Origin of the sequence: Paraburkholderia ultramafica (genome assembly GCF_902859915.1) — a bacterium.
Lineage (GTDB): Bacteria > Pseudomonadota > Gammaproteobacteria > Burkholderiales > Burkholderiaceae > Paraburkholderia > Paraburkholderia ultramafica.
The window spans coordinates 73,312-94,127 of the sequence record NZ_CADIKK010000012.1 but is presented as its reverse complement, the minus strand read 5'-3'; the positions used below and the strand labels follow the sequence as shown (position 1 = coordinate 94,127).

At 64.1% G+C, this 20,816-nt stretch carries 19 protein-coding genes and 1 pseudogene; 6 read left to right on the top strand and 14 right to left on the bottom strand.

Features of this window, described 5'->3' with window-relative positions:
- Position 1: 1 nt before the first annotated feature.
- Positions 2–1,687 carry a choline dehydrogenase gene (gene betA, locus HV744_RS14555; RefSeq protein ID WP_175150184.1) on the top strand — a complete coding sequence of 562 codons (1,686 nt, stop codon included), beginning with the start codon at positions 2–4 and terminating at the stop codon, positions 1,685–1,687.
- Positions 1,688–1,778: 91 nt separating this feature from the next.
- Here the strand turns inward: betA and HV744_RS14550 are convergent, their stop codons facing one another.
- From HV744_RS14550 to HV744_RS14525, 6 genes are all read right to left on the bottom strand, one after another.
- Positions 1,779–2,042, bottom strand: a complete 264-nt coding sequence (locus HV744_RS14550; protein WP_175150183.1) for a hypothetical protein — start codon at positions 2,040–2,042, stop codon at positions 1,779–1,781.
- A 78-nt stretch (positions 2,043–2,120) separates the two neighbouring features.
- Entirely contained in the window at positions 2,121–2,777 is a 657-nt protein-coding gene (locus HV744_RS14545; protein ID WP_175150182.1) for a sarcosine oxidase subunit gamma, read from the bottom strand.
- A complete protein-coding gene (locus tag HV744_RS14540; protein WP_175150181.1) occupies positions 2,767–5,769 on the bottom strand; it encodes a sarcosine oxidase subunit alpha family protein in 3,003 nt (1,000 codons plus the stop codon). The genes HV744_RS14545 and HV744_RS14540 overlap by 11 nt, the downstream gene beginning before the upstream one ends.
- Positions 5,766–6,092, bottom strand: coding sequence for a sarcosine oxidase subunit delta (locus HV744_RS14535; protein ID WP_175150180.1), 327 nt, complete (start codon positions 6,090–6,092; stop codon positions 5,766–5,768). Before HV744_RS14535 ends, HV744_RS14540 begins: the two co-directional genes overlap by 4 nt.
- Before the next feature lie 9 nt (positions 6,093–6,101).
- The gene (locus HV744_RS14530; RefSeq protein WP_175150179.1) at positions 6,102–7,346 is read right to left on the bottom strand and encodes a sarcosine oxidase subunit beta family protein; all 1,245 of its coding nucleotides are present in this window, start codon (positions 7,344–7,346) and stop codon (positions 6,102–6,104) included.
- A 76-nt stretch (positions 7,347–7,422) separates the two neighbouring features.
- Positions 7,423–8,817, bottom strand: coding sequence for an L-serine ammonia-lyase (locus HV744_RS14525; protein ID WP_175150178.1), 1,395 nt, complete (start codon positions 8,815–8,817; stop codon positions 7,423–7,425).
- Between the two features lie 342 nt (positions 8,818–9,159).
- On the opposite strand from HV744_RS14525, the gene HV744_RS14520 reads away from it, so the two are divergent.
- Positions 9,160–10,242: a GlxA family transcriptional regulator gene (locus HV744_RS14520; RefSeq protein WP_175150177.1), complete on the top strand. Its 1,083-nt coding sequence runs from the start codon at positions 9,160–9,162 to the stop codon at positions 10,240–10,242.
- 109 nt (positions 10,243–10,351) lie between these two features.
- Here HV744_RS14520 and HV744_RS14515 read toward each other — a convergent pair whose 3' ends face one another.
- From HV744_RS14515 to HV744_RS14495, 5 genes are all read right to left on the bottom strand, one after another.
- Complete coding sequence (locus HV744_RS14515; protein WP_175150176.1) at positions 10,352–11,287, bottom strand: choline ABC transporter substrate-binding protein; 936 nt, start codon at positions 11,285–11,287, stop codon at positions 10,352–10,354.
- Between the two features lie 92 nt (positions 11,288–11,379).
- A complete protein-coding gene (locus HV744_RS14510; RefSeq protein ID WP_175150175.1) occupies positions 11,380–12,378 on the bottom strand; it encodes a GlxA family transcriptional regulator in 999 nt (332 codons plus the stop codon).
- A gap of 7 nt (positions 12,379–12,385) precedes the next feature.
- Entirely contained in the window at positions 12,386–13,288 is a 903-nt protein-coding gene (choW, locus tag HV744_RS14505) for a choline ABC transporter permease subunit (RefSeq protein ID WP_175150174.1), read from the bottom strand.
- Complete coding sequence (locus HV744_RS14500; protein ID WP_175150173.1) at positions 13,281–14,459, bottom strand: quaternary amine ABC transporter ATP-binding protein; 1,179 nt, start codon at positions 14,457–14,459, stop codon at positions 13,281–13,283. Before HV744_RS14500 ends, choW begins: the two co-directional genes overlap by 8 nt.
- 491 nt (positions 14,460–14,950) lie before the next feature.
- The gene (locus HV744_RS14495; protein WP_175150172.1) at positions 14,951–15,097 is read right to left on the bottom strand and encodes a hypothetical protein; all 147 of its coding nucleotides are present in this window, start codon (positions 15,095–15,097) and stop codon (positions 14,951–14,953) included.
- A gap of 331 nt (positions 15,098–15,428) precedes the next feature.
- Here HV744_RS14495 and HV744_RS14490 point away from each other — a divergent pair, with 331 nt between their 5' ends.
- A complete protein-coding gene (locus tag HV744_RS14490) occupies positions 15,429–15,734 on the top strand; it encodes a hypothetical protein (protein WP_175150171.1) in 306 nt (101 codons plus the stop codon).
- Positions 15,735–15,787: 53 nt separating this feature from the next.
- On the opposite strand, the gene HV744_RS14485 is transcribed toward HV744_RS14490, so the two are convergent.
- Entirely contained in the window at positions 15,788–16,918 is a 1,131-nt protein-coding gene (locus HV744_RS14485; protein ID WP_175150170.1) for a VIT1/CCC1 transporter family protein, read from the bottom strand.
- A 291-nt stretch (positions 16,919–17,209) separates the two neighbouring features.
- Between HV744_RS14485 and HV744_RS14480 the strand changes: the two genes are divergently transcribed.
- Entirely contained in the window at positions 17,210–17,491 is a 282-nt protein-coding gene (locus tag HV744_RS14480; RefSeq protein ID WP_175150169.1) for a hypothetical protein, read from the top strand.
- Positions 17,492–17,576: 85 nt separating this feature from the next.
- Positions 17,577–17,756 (top strand): annotated as a pseudogene (locus tag HV744_RS14475) (LysR family transcriptional regulator); the annotation flags it as partial.
- A 44-nt stretch (positions 17,757–17,800) separates the two neighbouring features.
- Here HV744_RS14475 and HV744_RS14470 read toward each other — a convergent pair.
- Complete coding sequence (locus tag HV744_RS14470; protein WP_175150168.1) at positions 17,801–18,112, bottom strand: DUF4148 domain-containing protein; 312 nt, start codon at positions 18,110–18,112, stop codon at positions 17,801–17,803.
- Positions 18,113–18,810: 698 nt separating this feature from the next.
- Between HV744_RS14470 and HV744_RS14465 the strand changes: the two genes are divergently transcribed.
- Positions 18,811–19,902, top strand: a complete 1,092-nt coding sequence (locus tag HV744_RS14465; RefSeq protein ID WP_425497718.1) for a porin — start codon at positions 18,811–18,813, stop codon at positions 19,900–19,902.
- Positions 19,903–20,001: 99 nt separating this feature from the next.
- On the opposite strand, the gene HV744_RS14460 is transcribed toward HV744_RS14465, so the two are convergent.
- Positions 20,002–20,769 (bottom strand): class II aldolase/adducin family protein, encoded by a 768-nt coding sequence (locus HV744_RS14460; protein WP_175150167.1) that lies wholly within the window; start codon positions 20,767–20,769, stop codon positions 20,002–20,004.
- Positions 20,770–20,816: the final 47 nt, after the last annotated feature.

Genomic DNA, 20,816 nt, shown 5'->3' with positions numbered 1-20,816 from the left:
GATGGCCTCGAATGAATACGACTACATCATCGTGGGTGCGGGCTCGGCGGGTAATGTGCTCGCGTCGCGCCTGAGCGAAGACGCGGACGTGACCGTGCTGCTGCTCGAAGCGGGCGGTCCCGACTACCGCTTCGACTTCCGCACGCAGATGCCCGCCGCGCTCGCGTATCCGCTGCAAGGACGCCGCTACAACTGGGCGTATGAAACGGAACCCGAGCCGCACATGAACAACCGCCGGATGGAATGCGGGCGTGGCAAGGGGCTCGGCGGCTCGTCGCTGATCAACGGCATGTGCTACATCCGCGGCAATGCGCTCGATTACGACGGCTGGGCCGCGCGCCCGGGCCTGGAGAACTGGAGCTATCTGGATTGCCTGCCGTATTTCCGCAAGGCCGAAACGCGCGACATCGGCGCGAACGCGTATCACGGCGGCGACGGGCCGGTGCATGTGAGCACCAGCAAGCCGGGTAACAATCCGCTGTTCGCCGCGATGGTCGAGGCCGGCGTGCAGGCGGGCTTTGCGCGCACCGACGATCTGAACGGCTACCAGCAGGAAGGCTTCGGTCCGATGGATCGCACGGTCACGGCCAACGGCCGGCGCGCGAGCACGGCGCGCGGCTACCTGGATCGCGCGAAGGCGCGGCCGAATCTGACGATCGTCACGCATGCGATCACCGATCGCGTGCTGTTCGCGGGCAAGCGCGCGGTCGGCGTCACGTATCTGCACGATGGCTATGCGGTCAAGGTGCATGCGCGCCGCGAAGTGCTGGTGTGCAGCGGCGCGATCGCGTCGCCGCAATTGCTGCAGCGCTCCGGCGTCGGTCGATCGAGCTGGCTGCGCGAACTCGACGTGCCGCTCGTCCACGACCTGCCCGGGGTCGGCGAGAATCTTCAGGACCATCTGGAGATGTATATCCAGTACGAGTGCAAGGAGCCGGTGTCGCTCTACCCTGCACTGCAGTGGTGGAACCAGCCTGCGATCGGACTCGAATGGATGCTGAACGGCACGGGTATCGGTGCGAGCAACCAGTTCGAAGCGGGCGGCTTCATCCGCACGCGCGACGACGACCCGTGGCCGAATCTCCAGTATCACTTCCTGCCGGTCGCGATCAACTACAACGGCTCGAATGCGATCAGAATGCACGGCTTCCAGGCGCACGTCGGCTCGATGCGTTCGCCGAGCCGTGGCCGCGTGAAACTCACCTCGCGCGATCCGCACGCGCACCCGAGCATCCTGTTCAACTATATGGCCGATCCGCTCGACTGGCGCGAGTTCCGCGACGGCATTCGCATCACGCGCGAAATCATGCGGCAGCCGGCGCTCGACCGGTATCGCGGACGCGAGCTGAATCCCGGCGCCGAGCTGAGCACCGACGAGCAGCTCGACAGCTTCGTACGGATGCGCGCGGAAACGGCGTTTCATCCGTCGTGCTCGTGCAAGATGGGCTATGACGAGATGGCCGTGGTCGACGACGAGGGCCGCGTGCACGGCATTGAAGCGCTGCGCGTGGTCGATGCGTCGATCATGCCGCGGATCACGACCGGCAATCTGAACGCGCCGACCATCATGCTGGCCGAGAAGATCGCCGACCGGATTCGCGGACGTGAAGCGCTGGCGCGTATCGATACGCCGTACTTCGTCGCGAATGGGATGGCTTCGAGAAAGCGTCAGGCGACTACGGTTTAAATCCGCCGCTCGAATATGAACCGCCTGGCGCGCGTGGGGATCGTCATGCTCGCCGGCAAGAACTTCGCTCCGGTCACGCGGCCAGCGCGCGTTACGCCCGCAGTCGCGCACGCGCGGCGCCGGCAATCCGCGCAAGCGTGTCCGCACTCAGGCGTGCGGCGATTTTCTCGACGTATTCGTGATGGCGCGCCTGCAACGGCGCACCGAGCTGTTGCGCAAGGAGATAACGGATCAGCGCGATGCGCCGGTGCCGCAGCACGATACTCTGATCGAGCAATGCGAGCGCGGCATCGGCATCGCCTTCGTGACACGCGCGCTCGGTGAGGCGCGCGGTGGCTAGACGCGTCGACGTCATGGCGGTCAGTGGCTGCGAGAGTCGGATGAGCCGCGAGCGGTGCGTGCGAACACCGCTCGCCGCGCGTGACGACATGAGTTACGACAACAAGGGATCAGCTGCGTCGAGCATGATCTTCACGAAGTAGTCCGCGAAGCTGCGGCGCACGACGATGTCGAAGCTATCCGCGCCGGTGGGCAGCAAGGTCATCGATGCCTTGAAATAATGGCTCTGCGCGCATTGCCCTGCGCCGAACAGCTTCGGATGCAGATCGAGCGGGCAACCGCGCGCGAGCACGTCACGCGTGCGCGTGCCGCAGATTTTGAGCACCGTATAGCCGCTGCCGACATCCACCGCCGACGCGAACACGCCGCTCAACGCGGCGCCGAGTTTCGCCTGCAGCGGCGCGGTGCGCGTGGCGTCGTGCGCGGTGGCAGAACGCACCAGCCACTCGTCCGGACCGAGCCACATCATGTCATAGCCGTTGCCACGGGCGACGGTGTTCGCCTGCTCCGGCGGCCGGCAGCCGATCACGCTCTGCACCGCGCTCACGAACGCCGCGTCGCGCGTGTCGCCGCGCACGGTTACGAGTTCCAGAAACGGCCGCTCGTTCAACCTGAATGCAGCGGACGCCGTCGCCTGATGCTTCTTCAGCAACGCGCCCGCGCCCACCAGCGGCGACTCCTGCCACACGCCCGTTTTTCCGCCGACAGTGCGATCCACGACCGTCACCATTCCCCCTGTTTCATTCCACATTTTGACGTGCTCCTTCGCTGTCGTAGAACACCGAACTGGTGACCTTGGCGGCGATCTGTTTGCCGCTCGAGAGCGGGATCGTGACCGTTGCGCCGATCTTGTCGAGACCGCCCTTCACGACCGCCATCGCGATCGAGCGCTTCAGGATCGGGCTGTAGTAGCTCGACGTGACGTGGCCGAGCATCGGCGCGGTATCACCCTGGAAAGGACCGGCGACGATCTGCGAGCCTTCCGGTATCACGAACGACGGATCGTCCGCGAGCAGTCCGACCAGTTGCTTGCGCCCTGCCTTCGCGGTGTCCGAGCGCGTCAACGAGCGCTTGCCGAGAAAGTCCTTCGACTTCGCGACCAGCCCGCCCATGCCGAGGTCGTACGGCGTCATCGAGCCGTCCGTATCCTGGCCGACGATGATGTAGCCCTTCTCCGCGCGCAGCACGTGCATCGTTTCGGTGCCGTACGGCGTGATGTCGAATTCGGCGCCCACGGCCATCAGCGCTTCCCACACCGCGCGCCCGACATTCGCCGGCACGTTCACTTCATACGCGAGTTCGCCCGAGAAGCTGATGCGCATCACGCGCGACGCCGCGCCGGCCACCGTGCCTTCGCGATAGCTCATGAACGGGAAGGCCGCGTTCGCGAAGTCGATGTCCTGGCAGACCTTCTGCAATACCTTGCGGCTGTTCGGACCGACCACGGCAAACGTGGCCCAGTGATCCGTGACCGACGCGAGCCGCACGCGCAGGTCCGGCCACTCCGTTTGCAGCCAGCGTTCGAGCCAGGTGAGCACGCGCGCCGCGCCGCCGGTGGTGGTGGTCATCACGTAGTGCTGATCGGCCAGACGCACGGTCACGCCGTCGTCGAAGATCATGCCGTTTTCGTCGAGCATCAGGCCATAGCGGCACCTGCCGACTTCCAGCTTGCTCCACGGATTCGTGTAGACCCAGTTCAGCAGCTTTGCGGAGTCGGGGCCCTGAATGTCGATCTTGCCGAGCGTCGACGCGTCGAGAATGCCGACGCTCGTGCGCACCGCGAGCGATTCGCGCGCGACCGCCGCGTGCAGGTCCTCGCCCGCCTTCGGGTAGTACCACGGGCGCTTCCAGTTGCCGACATCCTCGAACGCCGCGCCGTTTTCGACGTGCCACTCATGCACCGCCGTCTTGCGCACCGGGTCGAGAAACTCGCCCAGCTCGCGGCCGGCAAACGTGCCGAACGTGACCGGCGTGTAGTTTGGCCGGAAGGTCGTGGTGCCGGTCTCGGGAATCGTCTTGCCGAGCGCCTGCGCAAGAATCGCCATGCCGTTGATGTTGCCGAGTTTGCCCTGGTCGGTGCCGAAGCCCATCGCCGTGTAGCGCTTCACATGTTCGACGGATTCGAAGCCTTCACGCGCGGCGAGGAAGATATCCGCCGCCGACACGTCGTTCTGGAAGTCGACGAACTGCTTCGGCCCGCGCGTGGCCAGCTCGCGGCCGCCGACCAGCCACAGCGGCGCGATCTTCGCCTCGGCCAGTTCGGCCACCTGGACCGGATTGGGCCGCGCGACGATGTGGCCGGCGGCGCGCGCCGCCTCGACGCCCGCATCAACGGCAAAGCGGATGCCCTGGCCCAGCGTGAAGTCGCCCGCACACGCGCCGACGCTCGTCTCCGCCTGCATCGCCTTGCCCGGCACGAAACAGGCCTTGTCGTCATGCCAGTGCGCCTTGCCGCCCGATTGCGCGAACAGATGCAGCACCGGGCTCCAGCCGCCCGACATCGCCAGCAGATCGCACGGCAACTCGCCCTGCTGCGCCCCGACCTGTCCGTTCGAATACGACGCCACGTCGACCGACGCGACGCGCAGTTTGCCGTGCGCCGCCGTGATGGCCACGCCGTTCATCACCTTGATGCCATGGCGCCGGGCGAGCGCGGGCAGCGTGCCCTTCGATTCGCCCGCACGCGGATCGACCACCGTCACTTGCGCGCCGGCCGCCTTCAGGTCGAGCGCGCATTGATAGCCGTCGTCGTTGTTGGTGAACACCACCGCGTTGCGCCCCGGCAGCACCGCGTAGCGATGCAGATAGGTCGACACCGCCGACGCCAGCATCACGCCGGGCAGATCGTTGTTGCCGAACACGATCGGCCGTTCGTGCGCGCCGGTCGCGATAATCACGCGTTTCGCGCGGGTCTTCCACAGCAGTTCGCGCGTGCCCTTGCGCTGCGAGACCGGCAGATGTTCGGTGAGCCGCTGCGTCACCGTCACGAGGTTGTGGTCCTGATAGCCGAATGCGGTGCTGCGGCACAGGATCTTCACGTCGGGCATTTGCCGCAATTCGTCTTCGATCTTCTGCACCCAGTGCAGCGCGGGCTTGCCGTCGATCTCCGCGCGGCACGACAACAGCGAGCCGCCGAGTTCCGGCTGATCGTCGACCAGCGTCACGCGCGCGCCGGACAACGCCGCGGCATGCGCGGCCGCGAGGCCGGTCGGGCCGCCGCCGACCACCAGCACGTCGCAATGCGCAAAGCACTTGTCGTAGCGGTCCGCGTCGGGCTGCTCGGGCGACTTGCCGAGACCGGCCGCGTCGCGGATCACTTCTTCATACTTCGGCCAGAATTTGCGCGGCCACATGAAGGTCTTGTAGTAGAAGCCCGCCGGGATGAAGCGTGCGAACTTCTGGTTGATCGCCATGCGGTCTTTCTCGATGCTCGGCTTCGCGTTCACGCTGGTGGCGACGAGTCCCTGGTACAGCTCCACTTCGGTCGCACGCGCGTTCGGCACCGTATATGCGCCGGTTTCGAGTTGCACGACCGCATTCGGTTCCTCGACGCCCGCCGTCACGATGCCGCGGGGCCGGTGATACTTCCAGCTGCGCGCGACGAAGTGCACGCCGTTTGCGAGCAGCGCGGAGGCCAGCGTGTCGCCCTGGTAGCCCTGGTATTTGACGCCGTTGAACGTGAAGGTGAGCGCAATCGCGCGGTTGATGCGCCCGCCGTTGGGCAGTCGGTCTTTCTGGCTCATGATGCTTTGCCCTCTTGTGCCTTCGCTTGCGCTTTGGCGTCGTTGCCGTCCATTGAGAGCAGCGGACGCTCGAACGTCTCGTAGCCCTGGATCTCGTAGCTCACCGTGTCGCGCTGCGCGATGAACCAGCGGCGGCAGCCCTGCGTGTGCAGCCACTGTTCGCGATGCACGCCGCGCGGGTTCTTGCGCATGAACAGGTAGTCGCCCCATTCCTTGTCGGTGAGTTCGTCGGTGTCGAGCGGACGGGCGATGTCCGCTTCGCCGCCGCAGGAAAATTCGGTTTCGGCGCGGGGTCCGCACCACGGGCATTCAATCAGCAGCATGTGATTCTCCTAGTGGGCGACGGCCGCAGCGCCATGTTCGTCAATCAAATGACCGGTATAGAACCGCTCAAGCGAGAACGGTGCGTTCAACGGATGCGGCTCATCCTTCGCGATGGTGTGCGCGTAGGCCCAGCCCGAACCCGGCGTCGCCTTGAAGCCACCTGTACCCCAGCCGCAATTGAAGTACAGCCCCTTCACATCGGTCTTGCTGATGATCGGGCACGCATCCGGCGACACATCCACAATGCCGCCCCACTGTCGATTCATCCGCACACGCGAGAACACCGGGAACATTTCGACGATCGCTTCGAGCGTGCCTTCAATGATATGGAAGCTGCCGCGCTGCCCGAAGCCCGTGTACTGATCGACGCCCGCGCCGATCACCAGATCGCCCTTGTCGGACTGGCTGATGTACGCGTGCACCGCGTTCGACATCACGACCGTATTGACGACCGGCTTGATCGGCTCGGACACCAGCGCCTGCAACGGATGGCTCTCCAACGGCAGGCGCACGCCGGCCATGTCGGCGAGCGTCGAGGTATTGCCCGCCGCCACCACCGCCACTTTCTTCGCCTTGATGAAGCCCTTCGTCGTATCGACGCCGACCACCTGGCTGCCGTTGCGGCGAATGCCGGTGACCTGGCAGTTCTGCACGATGTCGACGCCCGCCTGATCCGCGCCGCGCGCGAAGCCCCAGGCCACCGCATCGTGCCGGGCCACGCCGCCGCGCCGCTGGATCGACGCGCCGAGCACCGGATAGCGGCTGTTCAGATTGATCGTCGGCTCGATTTCCTTGATCTGTTCGGGTGTGAGGAACTCGGCGTCCACGCCGTTCAGCCGGTTCGCGTTCACGCGGCGCTCGGTGTCACGCACGTCCTGCAGCGTGTGCGCGAGGTTCATTACGCCGCGCTGGCTGAACATCACGTTGTAGTTGAGATCCTGCGAGAGCCCTTCCCACAGCTTCATCGCTTTTTCGTAGAGCGCGGCCGATTCGTCCCACAGATAGTTCGAGCGCACGATGGTCGTATTGCGCGCCGTATTGCCGCCGCCGATCCAGCCCTTCTCCAGCACGGCGACATTGCGCACGCCGTGCTCTTTCGCAAGGTAATACGCGGTGGCGAGACCATGCCCGCCGCCGCCGACGATCACGACGTCGTATTCACGTTTGGGCTCGGGGCTCTTCCACTGTCGCTCCCAGTTCTCGTGATAGGACATCCCGTTGCGCAACAGGCTGAATATCGAATAGCGGTTCATCGTTGGTCCTTGTCGGTGCTGTCGGTGCTAATGCTGGTTGCTTCGTAACGGGTTCAAAGCGAGGTTCAAAGCGGGTTCAACACTCGATGACGTTCACGGCCAACCCGCCGCGCGACGTCTCCTTGTATTTCGTCTTCATGTCGGCGCCGGTTTCGCGCATCGTCTTGATCACGTTGTCGAGCGACACGTAATGCTGGCCGTCGCCCTTCATCGCCATGCGCGCCGCGTTCAGCGCCTTGATCGCACCCATCGCATTGCGTTCGATGCACGGAATCTGCACGAGCCCGCCGACCGGATCGCAGGTCATGCCGAGGTTGTGCTCCATGCCGATTTCGGCGGCGTTCTCCACCTGGGTCGGCGTGCCGCCCATCACGGCGGCGAGCGCCGCGGCGGCCATCGAGCACGCGACGCCCACTTCGCCCTGGCAGCCCACTTCGGCGCCGGAGATCGATGCGGTTTCCTTGTAGATGATGCCGATCGCGGCGGCGGTCAGCAGGAAGTCGACGATGCCCGCGTCGCTCGACGCGTGCATGAACTTCACGTAGTAATGCAGCACCGCCGGAATCACGCCGGCCGCGCCGTTGGTCGGCGCGGTGACGACACGGCCGCCCGCCGCGTTTTCTTCGTTGACGGCCATCGCATACAGGTTGACCCAGTCGAGCATCGACAGCGGATCGCGCAGCGACTCTTCCGAGCGCGAGCGCAATTGCGCGCACAGATCGGCGGCGCGGCGCTTCACGTGCATCGGGCCTGGCAACTCGCCGCGCACCTTGCAGCCCCGCTCGACGCAAGCGGACATCGTGCGCCAGAGCGCCAGCAGGCCTTCGCGCACTTCGTGCTCGGGCCGCGTCGCGCATTCGTTGCGCAGCGTCACCTGCGCGATCGACAAGCCGGTTTCGCGGCACACGCGCATCAGGTCGTCGCCGGTACGAAACGGATGTGGCACCTCCGCACCGGCACGCACGCCGTTCACGCGATCGCCTTCGCGGTTGACCACGAAGCCGCCGCCGATCGAGTAATACTCTTTCTCCACCAGCAGCTGGCCGTTCTCGTCGAAGGCCTGGAAGCGCATGCCGTTCGGGTGCACGATGCCCGAGCCCGGCGCGCCCGGCATCAGCTTGCGGAAGAAGCCGAGGTGTTCGCGCTCGTCGAAGCCTACCGGATGCTTGCCGAGCAGCGCCAGTTGCTTCGTCTCGCGGATCGCCCGCAGCCGCGGCTCGATCAGGTCCGGGTCGATCTGGTCGGGCAGATTGCCTTCGAGCCCGAGCAGCACCGCCTTGTCCGTGCCATGCCCTTTGCCGGTTGCGCCGAGCGAACCGTACAGTTCGACTTTCACGCGGCGCACGAAGCCGAGCAGGTTCGCGTCTTCGATATGCGAAGCGAAGCGGCATGCGGCGATCATCGGCCCGACCGTATGCGAGCTTGAAGGACCGATACCAATCTTGAACAGATCAAAAACGCTGACGTTCATGGCGTGCCTTGTGCGTTGCGATGCCTGGGTGGATTAGCCTCTATTGCACCGCACGCCGGTTTGAATCGATAGAATAAAAACGGCATGACAGTGGGATAGTGGCGTCAAGCGGGCGGCCCGCAAAGCGCGGCGGCGTGTTTGCGATGACTTCTGACGCATTTTCGACAGGCGCGCGCGTTGCGGCTGGCGAAGCTGGTATGGCAGCGATGACGACATAGCGAAGTAGCGGCGTCGCGACATGCCCCGACGAGCCGCGCAAAGAAGCTGCCCAATAAAGCGCCCTCGATCCCCAGTGCTATGCTTGACTGCACCCATTTCCACCTTTCCTTGCTGGCTGCACGCATGAATTCCGCTGACCCGCTTCCCCTTCAATCGATCGACGGCACTTCGAAGCAGCGCATCCGCTTCGGCATCATCCTGCTGCCGAACTTCACGCTGACGGCGTTCTCGGGTTTCGTCGACCTGTTGCGCCTGTCCGCGGACGAAGGCGATTTCAGCAAACCCGTGCGCTGCTCGTGGAGCGTGCTAGGGGAAACCCTCGCACCGGTGCGCGCGAGCTGCGGTATCCAGATCACGCCATGGGAGACCTTCGACAACGCCGAGCCGTTCGACTACGTGGTGGTGGTCGGCGGCCTGCTGCATTCCGGGCCGGCCGCGAGCGACGCGACGCTCGCGTTCATCCGCCGCGCGGCCGCTACCGATGCGACGCTGGTCGGCATGTGCACCGGCGTGTTCTCACTGATGCGCGCGGGCGTGCTCGACGGCTACCGCATCTGCGTGAGCTGGTTTCACTACTGGGATTTCATCGAGCGCTTTCCGTCGGTGAATGAGGAAGCGCTGGTCGCCGATCGCCTCTTCGTGATCGACCGGCGGCGCATTACGTGTTCCGGCGGACGCGCGTCGATCGACGTGGCCGCGGCAATCCTGTTGCGCCATTTCGAAACCGCCACGGTGCAGAAGGCGCTGCGCATCCTGCTGGTCGACGACATGCAGAAAGGCAACGCACCGCAGCCGCATCCGCCGGGGCTCGCGCCCGCCGCGCATCCGAAGGTCAAGCGCGCGATCCTGCTGATGGAACAGCACGTCGGCCGTACGTTGTCGCTCGATGAACTGGCGCGCAAGCTCGACCTGTCGCCGCGCCAGCTCGAACGGCTCTTCAAGGCGCAAACCGGCAAGGCGCCGCAGGCCTACGCGAAGCAGGTGCGTTTGCGCACCGCCGCGTGGCTGCTGACGAGTTCGGACAAGACCGTCGCGGACATCGCGTCGAGTTGCGGCTTTTCCGACGCATCGCATCTGGGCCGTGAGTTCCGCAAGCAGTTCGGCTTGCCGCCGGTCATGTATCGCGAGCAGCGTGGCACGGCGGCGGAAGTGGCGGACGGCTCGGGCTATGACGAGACGTTTCCGGGGCGGGCGCAGGCGATTTGACGCGGGCCGCTTGAACGCAGATTCAACGCGGCTTCACGGTCGGGTCTTCGCTGTGAGCTGCTGGCATTCAGCCTTCGCGCCGCAGAGGCAACGCGAAGGCAAAAAACCATCACTTTCCTGCTACATAAGCCTTCACCGCCGGCAACCCATCCTTGCCGTCAAACGTCTTCACGCCCGCCAGCCACTTGTCCAGCACGCCCGGATTCGCCTTCAGCCACTCGCGCGCGGCCTTGTTCGGATCGGTCTTGTTCATGATCGGCAGCATCACGTGGTTCTCGATGTCGGTGGTGAACTGCAGGTTCGACACCAGCTTCGCGACGTTCGGACAACGGGTCGAGTAGTCGGTCGGCACGACCGTCAGCACTTTCGCTTCGCCGTAGTTCGGACCGAACACCGCGTCGCCGCCGGACAGATAGTCAATCTTCATCTGCACGTTCATCGGATGCGGCTCCCAGCCGAGAAACACGATCGGCTTCCTGTCGCGGATCGCGCGGTTCACCTCGACCAGCATGCCCGCCTCGCTCGACTCCACCAGTCTGAACTTGCCGAGCCCGAACTGATTGCTGTCGATCATCTTCTTGATCTCCGCATTGCCGTCGTTGCCCGGCTCGATCCCGTAGATCTTGCCGTCGAGCTTGTCGTAATTCTTCGCGATGTCGGCGAACGTCTTGATGCCCGCCTGATACGTGTAATCGGGCACCGCCAGCGTGTATTTCGCGCCGGTCAGGTTCGGCGCGGGCAGCACGGTGAGCTGGCCGCCCTTTTTGAACGGCTCGATCATCGGGTCCATGGTCGGCGACCAGTAGCCGAGGAACACGTCGATCTGCTTGCTCTTCACGCCGGCGAACGTGATCGGCACCGACGCGATGGTCTTGGTCGGCTTGTAGCCGAGCCCTTCGAGCAGTGTCGACGCGAGGCCGGTGGTCGCCGCGATATCGGTCCAGCCGACATCGGCAAAGCGGACGTTGCGGCAGGTGGCGGGTTCCGCGGCCAACACGGACGACACAGACAGCGCGCACAATGACGCAGCCCACAAACGTTTCATGGCGTTCCCTCGGGTGGTGGATTCGGGTGACGGGTACTCGACTGGTTTGACCGAACAGGTTTGTTCAGACCGATGTTCCTAAACCCGCGCATTTACGACGACAGCCGCCGCTCGACACTCGGCGCATGCCCGAACTGCGCGCGATAAGCCTTGCTGAAATGACACGGCGAATGAAAGCCGCACACGGCCGTCACCCGCGCAATCGACGCGTCCGTATTGCGCAGCAGCTCACGCGCACGCCGCAAACGCAGCGTCAGGTAGTAGTGCGTCGGCGACACGCTCAGGAACATCTTGAACATGCGCTGCAAATGACGTTGCGACAGATGCACGAGCCGCGCGAGTTCGTCGAGCGATAACGGCTCCTCGATGTTCGCTTCCATCAGCCGCACCACTTCGATCAGCTCGGCGCGTGAAAATCCGACCCGCGCGTCGACGGGAATGTGCTGATAGTCGGTCGAGCCGCGAATCCGTTCGACGATGAACTGCTCGGAGACCTGCGCCGCCACCGCATGGCCCAGACGCATGCCGACCAGCTTCAGCATCAGATCGAGCGGCGCGGTGCCGCCGGTGCAGGTCATCCGGTCGCGGTCGATCACGAACAGTTCGTCGGCGAAACGCACGTGCGGGTAGCTCTTGTGCAACGGCGACATGTCTTCCCAATGCACGGTCGCGCGATAACCGTCGAGCAGGCCGGCGGCCAGCAGCGCATACGGTCCCGTGCAGATGCCGCCAAGCGGAATGCCCTGCGCGGCCACGTCGCGCAGCAACGCGACGACTGCGTCGTCGACGTAATCACGCACATGCCAGCCGGCGCAGACGAACAGCACGTCCGGCAGCCCGGCTTCGGCGAGCGTCGTGGTGGGCTTCACCGTGATGCCGTTGCTGGCGCGCGCCGGCTCGCCGTCCGGCGTGATGACCGACCACCGGTAGTGCTGCGCGCGGCCCACGTAGTTGGCCATGCGCAGCACCTCGACCGCGCTGGTGAACGCGATCATCGAAAAGTTCGGCAGCGTCAGAAAGCCGACATGCGCGAGCCCGGCCAGCGGCGCATCGGCCTGGGGCTCGACGGGGGTGAGCGCGTCGCGCTTCATCGGCGCCTCAGCCGTGCTGCGCGGTCGGCGCGCGGCGCACCTTCATCACGCTGCGCAAGCCCGACAGCAGCGGTGCGCGCGCCATGCCCGGCGCGCGGCCGAAGCTTTCGGTGATGCGGTCCAGAATGATCGCGAGCATCACCACCGAGAGGCCGCTTTCGAAGCCGAGCCCGATATCGAGCCGCTGAATACTGGCCAGCACGTCGTTGCCGAGCCCGCCCGCGCCGACCATCGACGCGATGATCACCATCGACAGCGCCATCATGATGGTCTGGTTCACGCCGGTCATGATCGACGGCAGCGCATTCGGAAACTGCACCTTGTAGAGCAATTGCCACGGCGTGCAGCCGAACGCCTGGCCCGCTTCGACGATCTCGCGGTTCACGTGCTTGATGCCGAGCGACGTCAGCCGCACCGCGGGCGGCATTGCGAAGATCACCGTTGACAGGATCCCCGGCACGCGGCCGAGGCCGAACAGCATCGCGGCCGGAATCAGGTAGACGAACGCGGGCATGGTCTGCATCAGATCGAGCACGGGTCGCACCACCATCTCGACGGTGCGGCTCTTGGCGGTCCAGATGCCGAGCGGCACGCCGAGCACGAGGCTGATCACGGTCGACGACAGCGTGAGCCCGAGCGTGATCACCATCTGATCCCAGAAGCCGGTGCCGTAAATCAGCAGCATCGCCAGCAGCGTGAACAGCGCGAACCGCCAGCCCACCCGCCACAAGCCGATGCCGACGAAAAACGCCATCAGTGCCCACATCGGCACGGACTGCAAGCCATGCTCGACGAGCGCGGCAAAACTCTCGATGACCTTGCCGATCGCGTCGAACGTTTTGGCGTCGTGGTCGAGCAGATAGTGAACGCCGTGATCGACCCAGGCGCCAAGTGGAATGATTTCAGACATGGGAACCTCGATGGCGCGTAAGAACGTTCAGCACGTTCGTCTTGTTGATCGAACCACAGTAGGAGCCGTCCGCTTCGACGACCGGCAACGGTGCGCGGCTCGCCACCACGCGTTCGACGACGTCGTCGAGCGGCGTGCTGCGGCGGATGCACTCGATCCGGTTGAGCTGCGGCGACGCGCTGCCGAGCGCATCGCGGCACACGAAGCCGCGAATCCTGCGTTCGCGGTCGACCACGAACGCGTAGTCGGCGCTGCCGTTGAGCGTGGCGGCGACGCTCGACGCATCGATCTGCGGCGAATGCTGCAGTAGCGGCACGGCGTCGGTCTGCATCAGATCGCCGGCGGTCAGATAACGGCTGGTGTCGATGCCTTCGAAGAACGCCTGCACGTAATCGTCGGCGGGGTTGGTGATGATTTGCTGCGGCGTGCCGATCTGCACCACCCTGCCGCCTTCCATGATCGCGATGCGCGTGCCGATGCGCATCGCCTCTTCCAGATCGTGCGACACGAACAGGATGGTGCGCTGCTGTTCGCGTTGCAGATCGAGCAGCACGTTCTGCATTTCCTTGCGCTTGAGCGGATCGAGCGCGGAGAACGCCTCGTCCATGATCATCAGCGACGGGTTCACCGCGAGCGCCCGCGCGAGCCCCACGCGCTGCTGCATGCCGCCCGAGAGCTGGGCGGGCAGCTTTTCCGCAAACGGCGCGAGGCCGACCTGTTCGAGCACGCTCATGGCGCGCTGCTCGCGCTCCTTGCGGCCGACGCCCGCCACTTCGAGCCCGAACGCCGCGTTGGACAGCACGGTGCGCTGCGGCATCAGCGCGAACGACTGGAACACCATGCTCATGTCCTTGCGGCGCAGCGCCGTCAGTTCCGAGCGCGGCACGGCCGCGACGTCGCGGCCGTCGATCAGCACCTTGCCGGCCGTCGGTTCGACGAGCCGATTGATCAGGCGAATCAGCGTCGACTTGCCGGAGCCGGACAGGCCCATCAGCACGAAGATCTCGCCTTCCTTCACTTCGAACGATACGTTGTGGACGCCGACAATCTGACCCGTGCGCGCGAACACCTCCTCTTTCGTTGCGCCGCTGGCCAGCATGGCGATCGCCTGTTTCGGGTTGGTGCCGAACACCTTGCACAACCCTTCGACCACGACTTTCGGGGAATTCATTGAATGCTCTCCTCTGTCGACTGGAGTTAGCGCTTTAGCTGTCGGCCGGAGTTAGCGCTTTAGCGCTTACTCCGGGCCCATGCAAAGCTCTTACTCCAGTCCCATGCAAGATACTTGCTGACGTGGCGGACGACCGTCCGCGCTGTGCATACATAGTTGCCAGAAAAAAGTACGCGTTGCCGACTATTTGCGACAACCACATGAGGAAATGCGACACCTGCGCCGCGCACGGGCCGCCGGCGGGCGGCGGGAGCCTTGTTGGGTAAGGGTTTAGCGGAGGCGAAGGGTCTGGCCGGGGATGTCGCGCCAGAGCAAGTGGCGCTGACGCGGTGCGCAAAAGTGCGGGTGCGGCGGGGTGTCGGGGGGTTGCGGTTGCGGTTGCGGTTGCGGTTGCGGTTGCGGTTGCGGTTGCGTTTGCGTTTGCGGTTGTGCAGCAGCGTGGCGCTATGCGACGCGGGTATCGCGACGGACCCGCGCGCCGGCGACGTCGATCATTCGTGGCGGCCGCGTACCGCCTCCAGCAGACGGTCGGCGCGCGAAAGATACCAGATCGCCATTCCGCCCAGCACCGGGTACATGCAGCACAGACGCGCAAGCGCCCAAACTTCGGTAGAAAAGCCCATTGTTCCCCCAGTCATGAATGCCCGCTGACAAAAATGTCCACGGTGCGTGTCGGCTATTGTTTGCGTTGTTGTTTGCCGTTGTCATTTGTCGTATCGATCGCCGTATCGACGGCAATCCGTTGCCGCTTCGGGCCGCCAGCAACGCCGCACAATAGCGCGTTGAAGGGATGCCGACGGTCCAAAACGGCGTATCCTGCACGCCAATCATTATGGCAACCTTAAGGCCGCGCACCGTTACCTGGCGTTACCAAAATCGCATCCCTCTTGCACCTGCATTGCTCAGCGCTGCCTAAACTGCGCTCCATCTTCACTGTCATCGCCACTCACCTCGGGCGACAAGAAAATCATGCACAAGAATTTGCTATCAGTGATTGCGGGCGGCGCGCTGTTGGTGGCTTCCTCAATGGCATCCGCGCACGTGGATGTGGGTATCGGCATTGGCATTCCGGGGCCGGTGTTGGTCCCCGCGCAGCCCGTCTATGAAGTGCCGCCGCCGGTCGTCTATGCGCCCGCGCCGGTGGCCGCCTACGGCTACGCCGAGGACTGGCGCGAGCGCGACTGGCATGAGCGCCAGGAGTGGCGTGAACGGCAGTGGCGCCATCATGAGCACGAACGCGAACGGCGCGAGCGCCGCGGCTGGGACGAAGACTGACACATCTGCATTGGCGGCGGCATGCGGCGCTGCCGCCAGCGCCGCGCCCGCGATCACGAGATCGACACGCCCAATAGCCGCCCCACGCCGAATGTGAACGCCGCGGCGATCAGACCGATGATGATCTGCCGCAGCGCCGAGAACCCGGCGCTGCGCCCATTGAAGAGCGACGTGAACACGCCGATCGAAGCCAGCGCAAGCATGCTCAACGCGATACATTGGACGATCGCGCTGAAGCCGTGGGTCCACAGAAACGGCATCACCGGAAAAATCGCGCCGACCGAGAACAGGCAAAACGACACCCCCGCCGCCGACCACGGATTGCCGCCCAGCTCAGCGGGGTCGAGCCCGAGTTCTTCGCGCGTCAGCGTGTCGAGCGCCTTGTCCTTGTCGCGCATCATTTGCGAGGCCACGAGTTTGGCCTCGCTCGCGTCGAGCCCCTTCGCGCGATAGATCAAGGCGAGCTCGTGCTCTTCCGCTTCCGGCTGTTCTTCCAGCTCCTGCGCCTCTTTGGCGATCTGGGTGCTGGCCAGTTCGCGCGCATTCGTCACCGACAGCCACTCGCCGAGCGCCATCGAGCACGCGCCGGCGATCAGCCCGGCCAGCCCCGTCAGCAAAATGGCCTTGTTGCCGGTGCCCGCGCCGGCCACGCCCATGATCAGGCAGAAGTTCGACACGAGGCCGTCGTTGGCGCCGAGCACGGCGGCGCGCAGATCGTTGCCTGACGACGCGCCCTGGTGCCACGTCTCCGCCGCGGCGATCCGCGCGCCTTGCGACAGGTTCGGATCGCCCCCGCCGCGCGCCAGCTTCTGCACCACGGCCGCGTGATGATGCTCGTCGGCCGACATGCGGCCCGCGTCCGGTTGCCCGTGATATTTATTGCGGTCCGCGTATTCGGCCGCGGCGAGCGTGGGCAGCACGAAGTCCGCGCCGAACACGTGGACCAGCCCTTTCATCAGGCGCGTTTTCACCGCATGGCCCGAGCCCTTCGGCCGAACCCCGTTGGCCCTCAGCTTGTTGGCCCACACCTGCGCATGTTCGCGCTCGGATTGGGCAAGGTCGTTGTAGACCTGCTTGCGGGTGTCGTCTTTCTCGACCCTCGCGAGCGCCTCATACAGCGCGGCGCTATGAAGCTCGTCGGAGAGATTCGCCTTGTAGCGCTTGACTTCATGCCGTGTTGCCATGGTGACGCCCCCTGCCGGTCGCTTTGCTCACCTCAAATCGTAACTGATTCAGGCACAGCAATCGTAAAGCCCCGAAAGCACGTCTCGAGCGAGAACGCCTGCTGTTCTCATCACCGTTCAGTACGTGTGTCATGTCATTTCGATGTCATTTCGGTGTCGTTTCGATGCGTCGAAAAACAGATCGGTGCGTGATATCCCCGCTAAGGAGAAGTTAAGGAAGACTGCTTATTCTGTCCATACGCATCGACCGAACAGGCTGGCGCGGCTTCAACACACACTCGGAGAATCCTCATGAAAGTACTCAGACATGTCATGCTCATCGCGTCGATCGTCGCTATCCCGACCTTGTCGTTCGCGCAACAAATGAATACGCCGATGAACGACACGGCGACAGCGCCCGCTGCGTCGATGCAGCACATGCAAAACAACGAGGCCGGCATGCGTTATCAGCAGTCTTCGCGCAACAGCTCGGGCTACAGCGATAACTCGGGCTACGGTGCGCCTGGTACTGGATCGTCGCAATCGTCAGCCGTGCATTTCGTCGGCAAGAACTCGCGGCTGTTCGATCATTGATGAGCCGCATGTCGGCGCCATCGCATTGGCGCGCGGCCTACGAGTTGCAAGCAGGCCCGCGCCAGACAGCAACGTACTCGACTTTCTGATGCGGGCGGAGTGGGATATCGCGGAGTATCTCGCCGCTGGCCGGCTCGCCCATCTGTTGCCCGACTATCGCACGCCGGGCGCGGACATCTCCGCGCTGTATTCGCAGCAGTTACAGATCACCGCGCGGGTCAAGGCGTTCGTCGACTTGCTGGCCGAGACGCCCGGCGCGCGTTGAAAACCGGACTGCATCGCGCCGAGCGTCTGCTTCTCTTCTATCGGTTACTGGCTTGCGGCTGCCCCCACACCGGCCTTCTTCTCCGCCTGCTGCAGCTTGTTCGGATAGTTCGGGTCGTTCGCGGCCGGCTGGTAGCCTGCATCTTCGAGCTTCTTCAACTCGGCGTTCTTCTTCGCGCGGGCCTCCTTGTGGGCCGCCTTGCGCTCGGCTTTGGTCGGCTTCGCGCCGCTCGGCTTGCCTTGTGGGGCAGCCGAGACCTCGCTAGCGTCCTGCGCGGCGGCAAACGGAATACTGCCTGCCACCAAAGCGATGACCGAAACCCCGAGCATGATTCGTTTAATGGCAAAGCTCTTCATATCTGATATCCCCTCTGGAAAGTTGGCAATAGCATTGAAGCCTGTCTGCGAATCTCTATCCACCGTGGCGAGCCACACGCGATCTTCGGCATGGACTCGCCGGTTAGAGCTTACAGGCAAATTGCGCGATTTGAACAAGCGGATGTTGCAATGCGGGGTGGAAAATCGGCTGCAACTCGCGATACGGGGTGGAGATGACCAAGCCTTACGCAACGGGCGCTGATCCAATCCGGCGTTAGTTCTGCTATGCAGAACCATCAAATGGCTCATTGCGGACAGATTCAAACTCGACCGATCGAACTATTTCCCGTTATTACAAGTGCTTATCTGAAAATTCAGGCTGGGAGCCCTCGCCAGGTGTTTTCCCTATTCAAGCCTGCATTGCAGTCCAATCCATGATTTTTCCCGTTGACACAGCACGAACGGTCGTGCCAAATTGCGCCTGCATCCTGTGCGCAAGCACGCGATCGATGAGCGTGCCCCAGCGCTGACCCGCCCCGCAATCAGGAGACCCCGAGGCGACGCGCATTCAACTCAGGCGCATACCAGCAGACCCGATATTTCGCATCCCTGATCAGATTGCGACGGCTCGCTGTCGTCCATCGAAAGAACGCAACGCGCAACAGATCGCCAGAACCGTGCAGCACCAGACCTACTTCACCAGTTCACTCGATTCCAAAAACAAGGAGACACGCAGCATGCAGGCAAGTCATCGCAACAGGGTTGGAGTCTTTCTCGGATTGATGGGCGCGTGCGCGCTGGGCCCGGCCCAGAGCGCTTACGCGCAAAGCAGCGTCACGCTGTATGGTGTCGTCGACGCGTCGCTGCTCTATACCAACAAGACGCTCAACCCGGCAAACGGCCAGAGCGCCGGCCATCAATACTCGTTCACCGACAGCGGCCTGTCCGGCTCGCGCTTCGGCATGCGCGGCGCCGAAGATCTCGGCGGCGGCATGCGGGCGATCTTCGATCTCGAAAGCGGCTTCAGCGTCGCCAACGGCGGGTTCGACAATTCGAACGGCAACCTGTTCGGCCGCCAGGCCTGGGTCGGCGTGAACAGCCGCTACGGCACGGTGAAGGCCGGCTTGCAGTTCTCACCCTTCTTCCTCGCGGTGTACGACTTCGACCCGCGCGAGATGTCGTACTTCGGCAGCGGTCTCATCACCTACCTGAACAACGTCTATGTGACAGGCATGTTCAACCCCAACGGCATTTCGTACACGTCGCCGGAAATTGCCGGGCTGCAGGCCAGCGCATTGCTGGCGCTCGGCGGCGCCGCCGGCGATTTCCAGGCGGGCCGCCAGTACTCGGCGAGCCTGCGCTACCACCTCGGTTCGTTGACGGTCGATGCCGCGCTCTACAGCGGCAATCCCGGCGGCAGCGCGGCGTCGATCCCGGTGCCGAGCGTGGTCGAATTCAACGGCCGCGCGCTCGGCGCGAGCTACGTATTCAACAATCTGACGGTGAAAGCCTCGTACGTGCAGTACAAGGTGGCGGGTTCGTTCAACAATCGCGTCTATTCAGGCGGCGCGAGCTATCACATCACGCCGGCGTTGAACGTCGACGCGGGCGTGTGGGTCACGCGCGACGCGAACGAGTCGTCGAACAATTCGGTGCTGGCGTCGACCGGGCTGACGTATTCGCTGTCGAAGGCGACCCTGACGTATGGGCAGGTCGGCTTCGTGACCAATCACGGCCGCATGCACACGGGGCTCTCGGTCAACAACGCGCTGAACCTCCCGACCGGCACGACGGCCGGTGCGAGTGTCGGCATCCGCCATACGTTCTAGCCGGGGTGTTCCAGCCGATGCCGGACACAGCAGGCCGATGCGCCGCATGAGCGGCGCGCAGCGTGATGCGCGCGGTCGTATTCGCGTTCGCGTCGCTGCCTACTGGTCGAAGCCAGGGTTGCGCCGCGTCAGACGGCGCAGCAAGCCCGGCCACACCAGATCGGCGCCCTTGCCTTTACTCACTTCGCGCGCCTGCTCGCCCATCGTCGCGATGATCGATTGCGGCACTTCGATCAGTTTGCCGCCTGCCTGCGCAAGGATCTGAATCTGGCATGACGTTTCGAACAGATACATCGCCTGAAATGCTTCGGCGACCGAACGACCACAGGTCAGCAAACCATGATTACGCAGCATCATGAAATTGGCGCTGCCGAGGTCGGCGACGAGCGTCGCCTTCTCCGCGTCACGCAACGCGACACCTTCGTAGTCGTGATACGCGAGATTCGTCAGCACGAAGCCCGCTTGCTGCGACAAAGGCAACAAGCCGTCCTGTTGCGCGGCAACGGCGGCGCCATAGGCCGTATGCGTATGCAGCACGCAATTGACGTTGGGCCGCGCCTCGTGCACGGCGCTATGAATCACGAAGCCGGCGGGATTCACGTCGAACGGCGTCGGCATGACCGGGTGTCCTTGATGATCCACCTTGACGAGACTCGACGCGGTGATCTCCTCGAAGAACAGCCCATACGGGTTGATCAGAAACTCATGCTCGTGCCCCGGCACGCGCGCCGAAATATGCGTGAACACCAGATCGTCCCAACCGAACAGCGCGACCAGCCGATACGCGGCCGCGAGATCGACGCGGACTTGCCACTCTTCTGGCGACACCATCTGGCGAACACTGGGAATGTCGAGTGTGGAGTTCATGAGGGACCTTGATGAGAGCAGAGACACTGCGTGGGGACAGTCGCTTC

Coding starts and splice junctions, on each gene's coding strand:
- betA (WP_175150184.1), top strand. CDS start 2: ATGGCCTCGAATGAATACGACTACATCATCGTGGGTGCGGGCTCGGCG.
- HV744_RS14550 (WP_175150183.1), bottom strand. CDS start 2,042: ATGACGTCGACGCGTCTAGCCACCGCGCGCCTCACCGAGCGCGCGTGT.
- HV744_RS14545 (WP_175150182.1), bottom strand. CDS start 2,777: ATGTGGAATGAAACAGGGGGAATGGTGACGGTCGTGGATCGCACTGTC.
- HV744_RS14540 (WP_175150181.1), bottom strand. CDS start 5,769: ATGAGCCAGAAAGACCGACTGCCCAACGGCGGGCGCATCAACCGCGCG.
- HV744_RS14535 (WP_175150180.1), bottom strand. CDS start 6,092: ATGCTGCTGATTGAATGCCCGTGGTGCGGACCCCGCGCCGAAACCGAA.
- HV744_RS14530 (WP_175150179.1), bottom strand. CDS start 7,346: ATGAACCGCTATTCGATATTCAGCCTGTTGCGCAACGGGATGTCCTAT.
- HV744_RS14525 (WP_175150178.1), bottom strand. CDS start 8,817: ATGAACGTCAGCGTTTTTGATCTGTTCAAGATTGGTATCGGTCCTTCA.
- HV744_RS14520 (WP_175150177.1), top strand. CDS start 9,160: ATGAATTCCGCTGACCCGCTTCCCCTTCAATCGATCGACGGCACTTCG.
- HV744_RS14515 (WP_175150176.1), bottom strand. CDS start 11,287: ATGAAACGTTTGTGGGCTGCGTCATTGTGCGCGCTGTCTGTGTCGTCC.
- HV744_RS14510 (WP_175150175.1), bottom strand. CDS start 12,378: ATGAAGCGCGACGCGCTCACCCCCGTCGAGCCCCAGGCCGATGCGCCG.
- choW (WP_175150174.1), bottom strand. CDS start 13,288: ATGTCTGAAATCATTCCACTTGGCGCCTGGGTCGATCACGGCGTTCAC.
- HV744_RS14500 (WP_175150173.1), bottom strand. CDS start 14,459: ATGAATTCCCCGAAAGTCGTGGTCGAAGGGTTGTGCAAGGTGTTCGGC.
- HV744_RS14495 (WP_175150172.1), bottom strand. CDS start 15,097: ATGACTGGGGGAACAATGGGCTTTTCTACCGAAGTTTGGGCGCTTGCG.
- HV744_RS14490 (WP_175150171.1), top strand. CDS start 15,429: ATGCACAAGAATTTGCTATCAGTGATTGCGGGCGGCGCGCTGTTGGTG.
- HV744_RS14485 (WP_175150170.1), bottom strand. CDS start 16,918: ATGGCAACACGGCATGAAGTCAAGCGCTACAAGGCGAATCTCTCCGAC.
- HV744_RS14480 (WP_175150169.1), top strand. CDS start 17,210: ATGAAAGTACTCAGACATGTCATGCTCATCGCGTCGATCGTCGCTATC.
- HV744_RS14470 (WP_175150168.1), bottom strand. CDS start 18,112: ATGAAGAGCTTTGCCATTAAACGAATCATGCTCGGGGTTTCGGTCATC.
- HV744_RS14465 (WP_425497718.1), top strand. CDS start 18,811: ATGCAGGCAAGTCATCGCAACAGGGTTGGAGTCTTTCTCGGATTGATG.
- HV744_RS14460 (WP_175150167.1), bottom strand. CDS start 20,769: ATGAACTCCACACTCGACATTCCCAGTGTTCGCCAGATGGTGTCGCCA.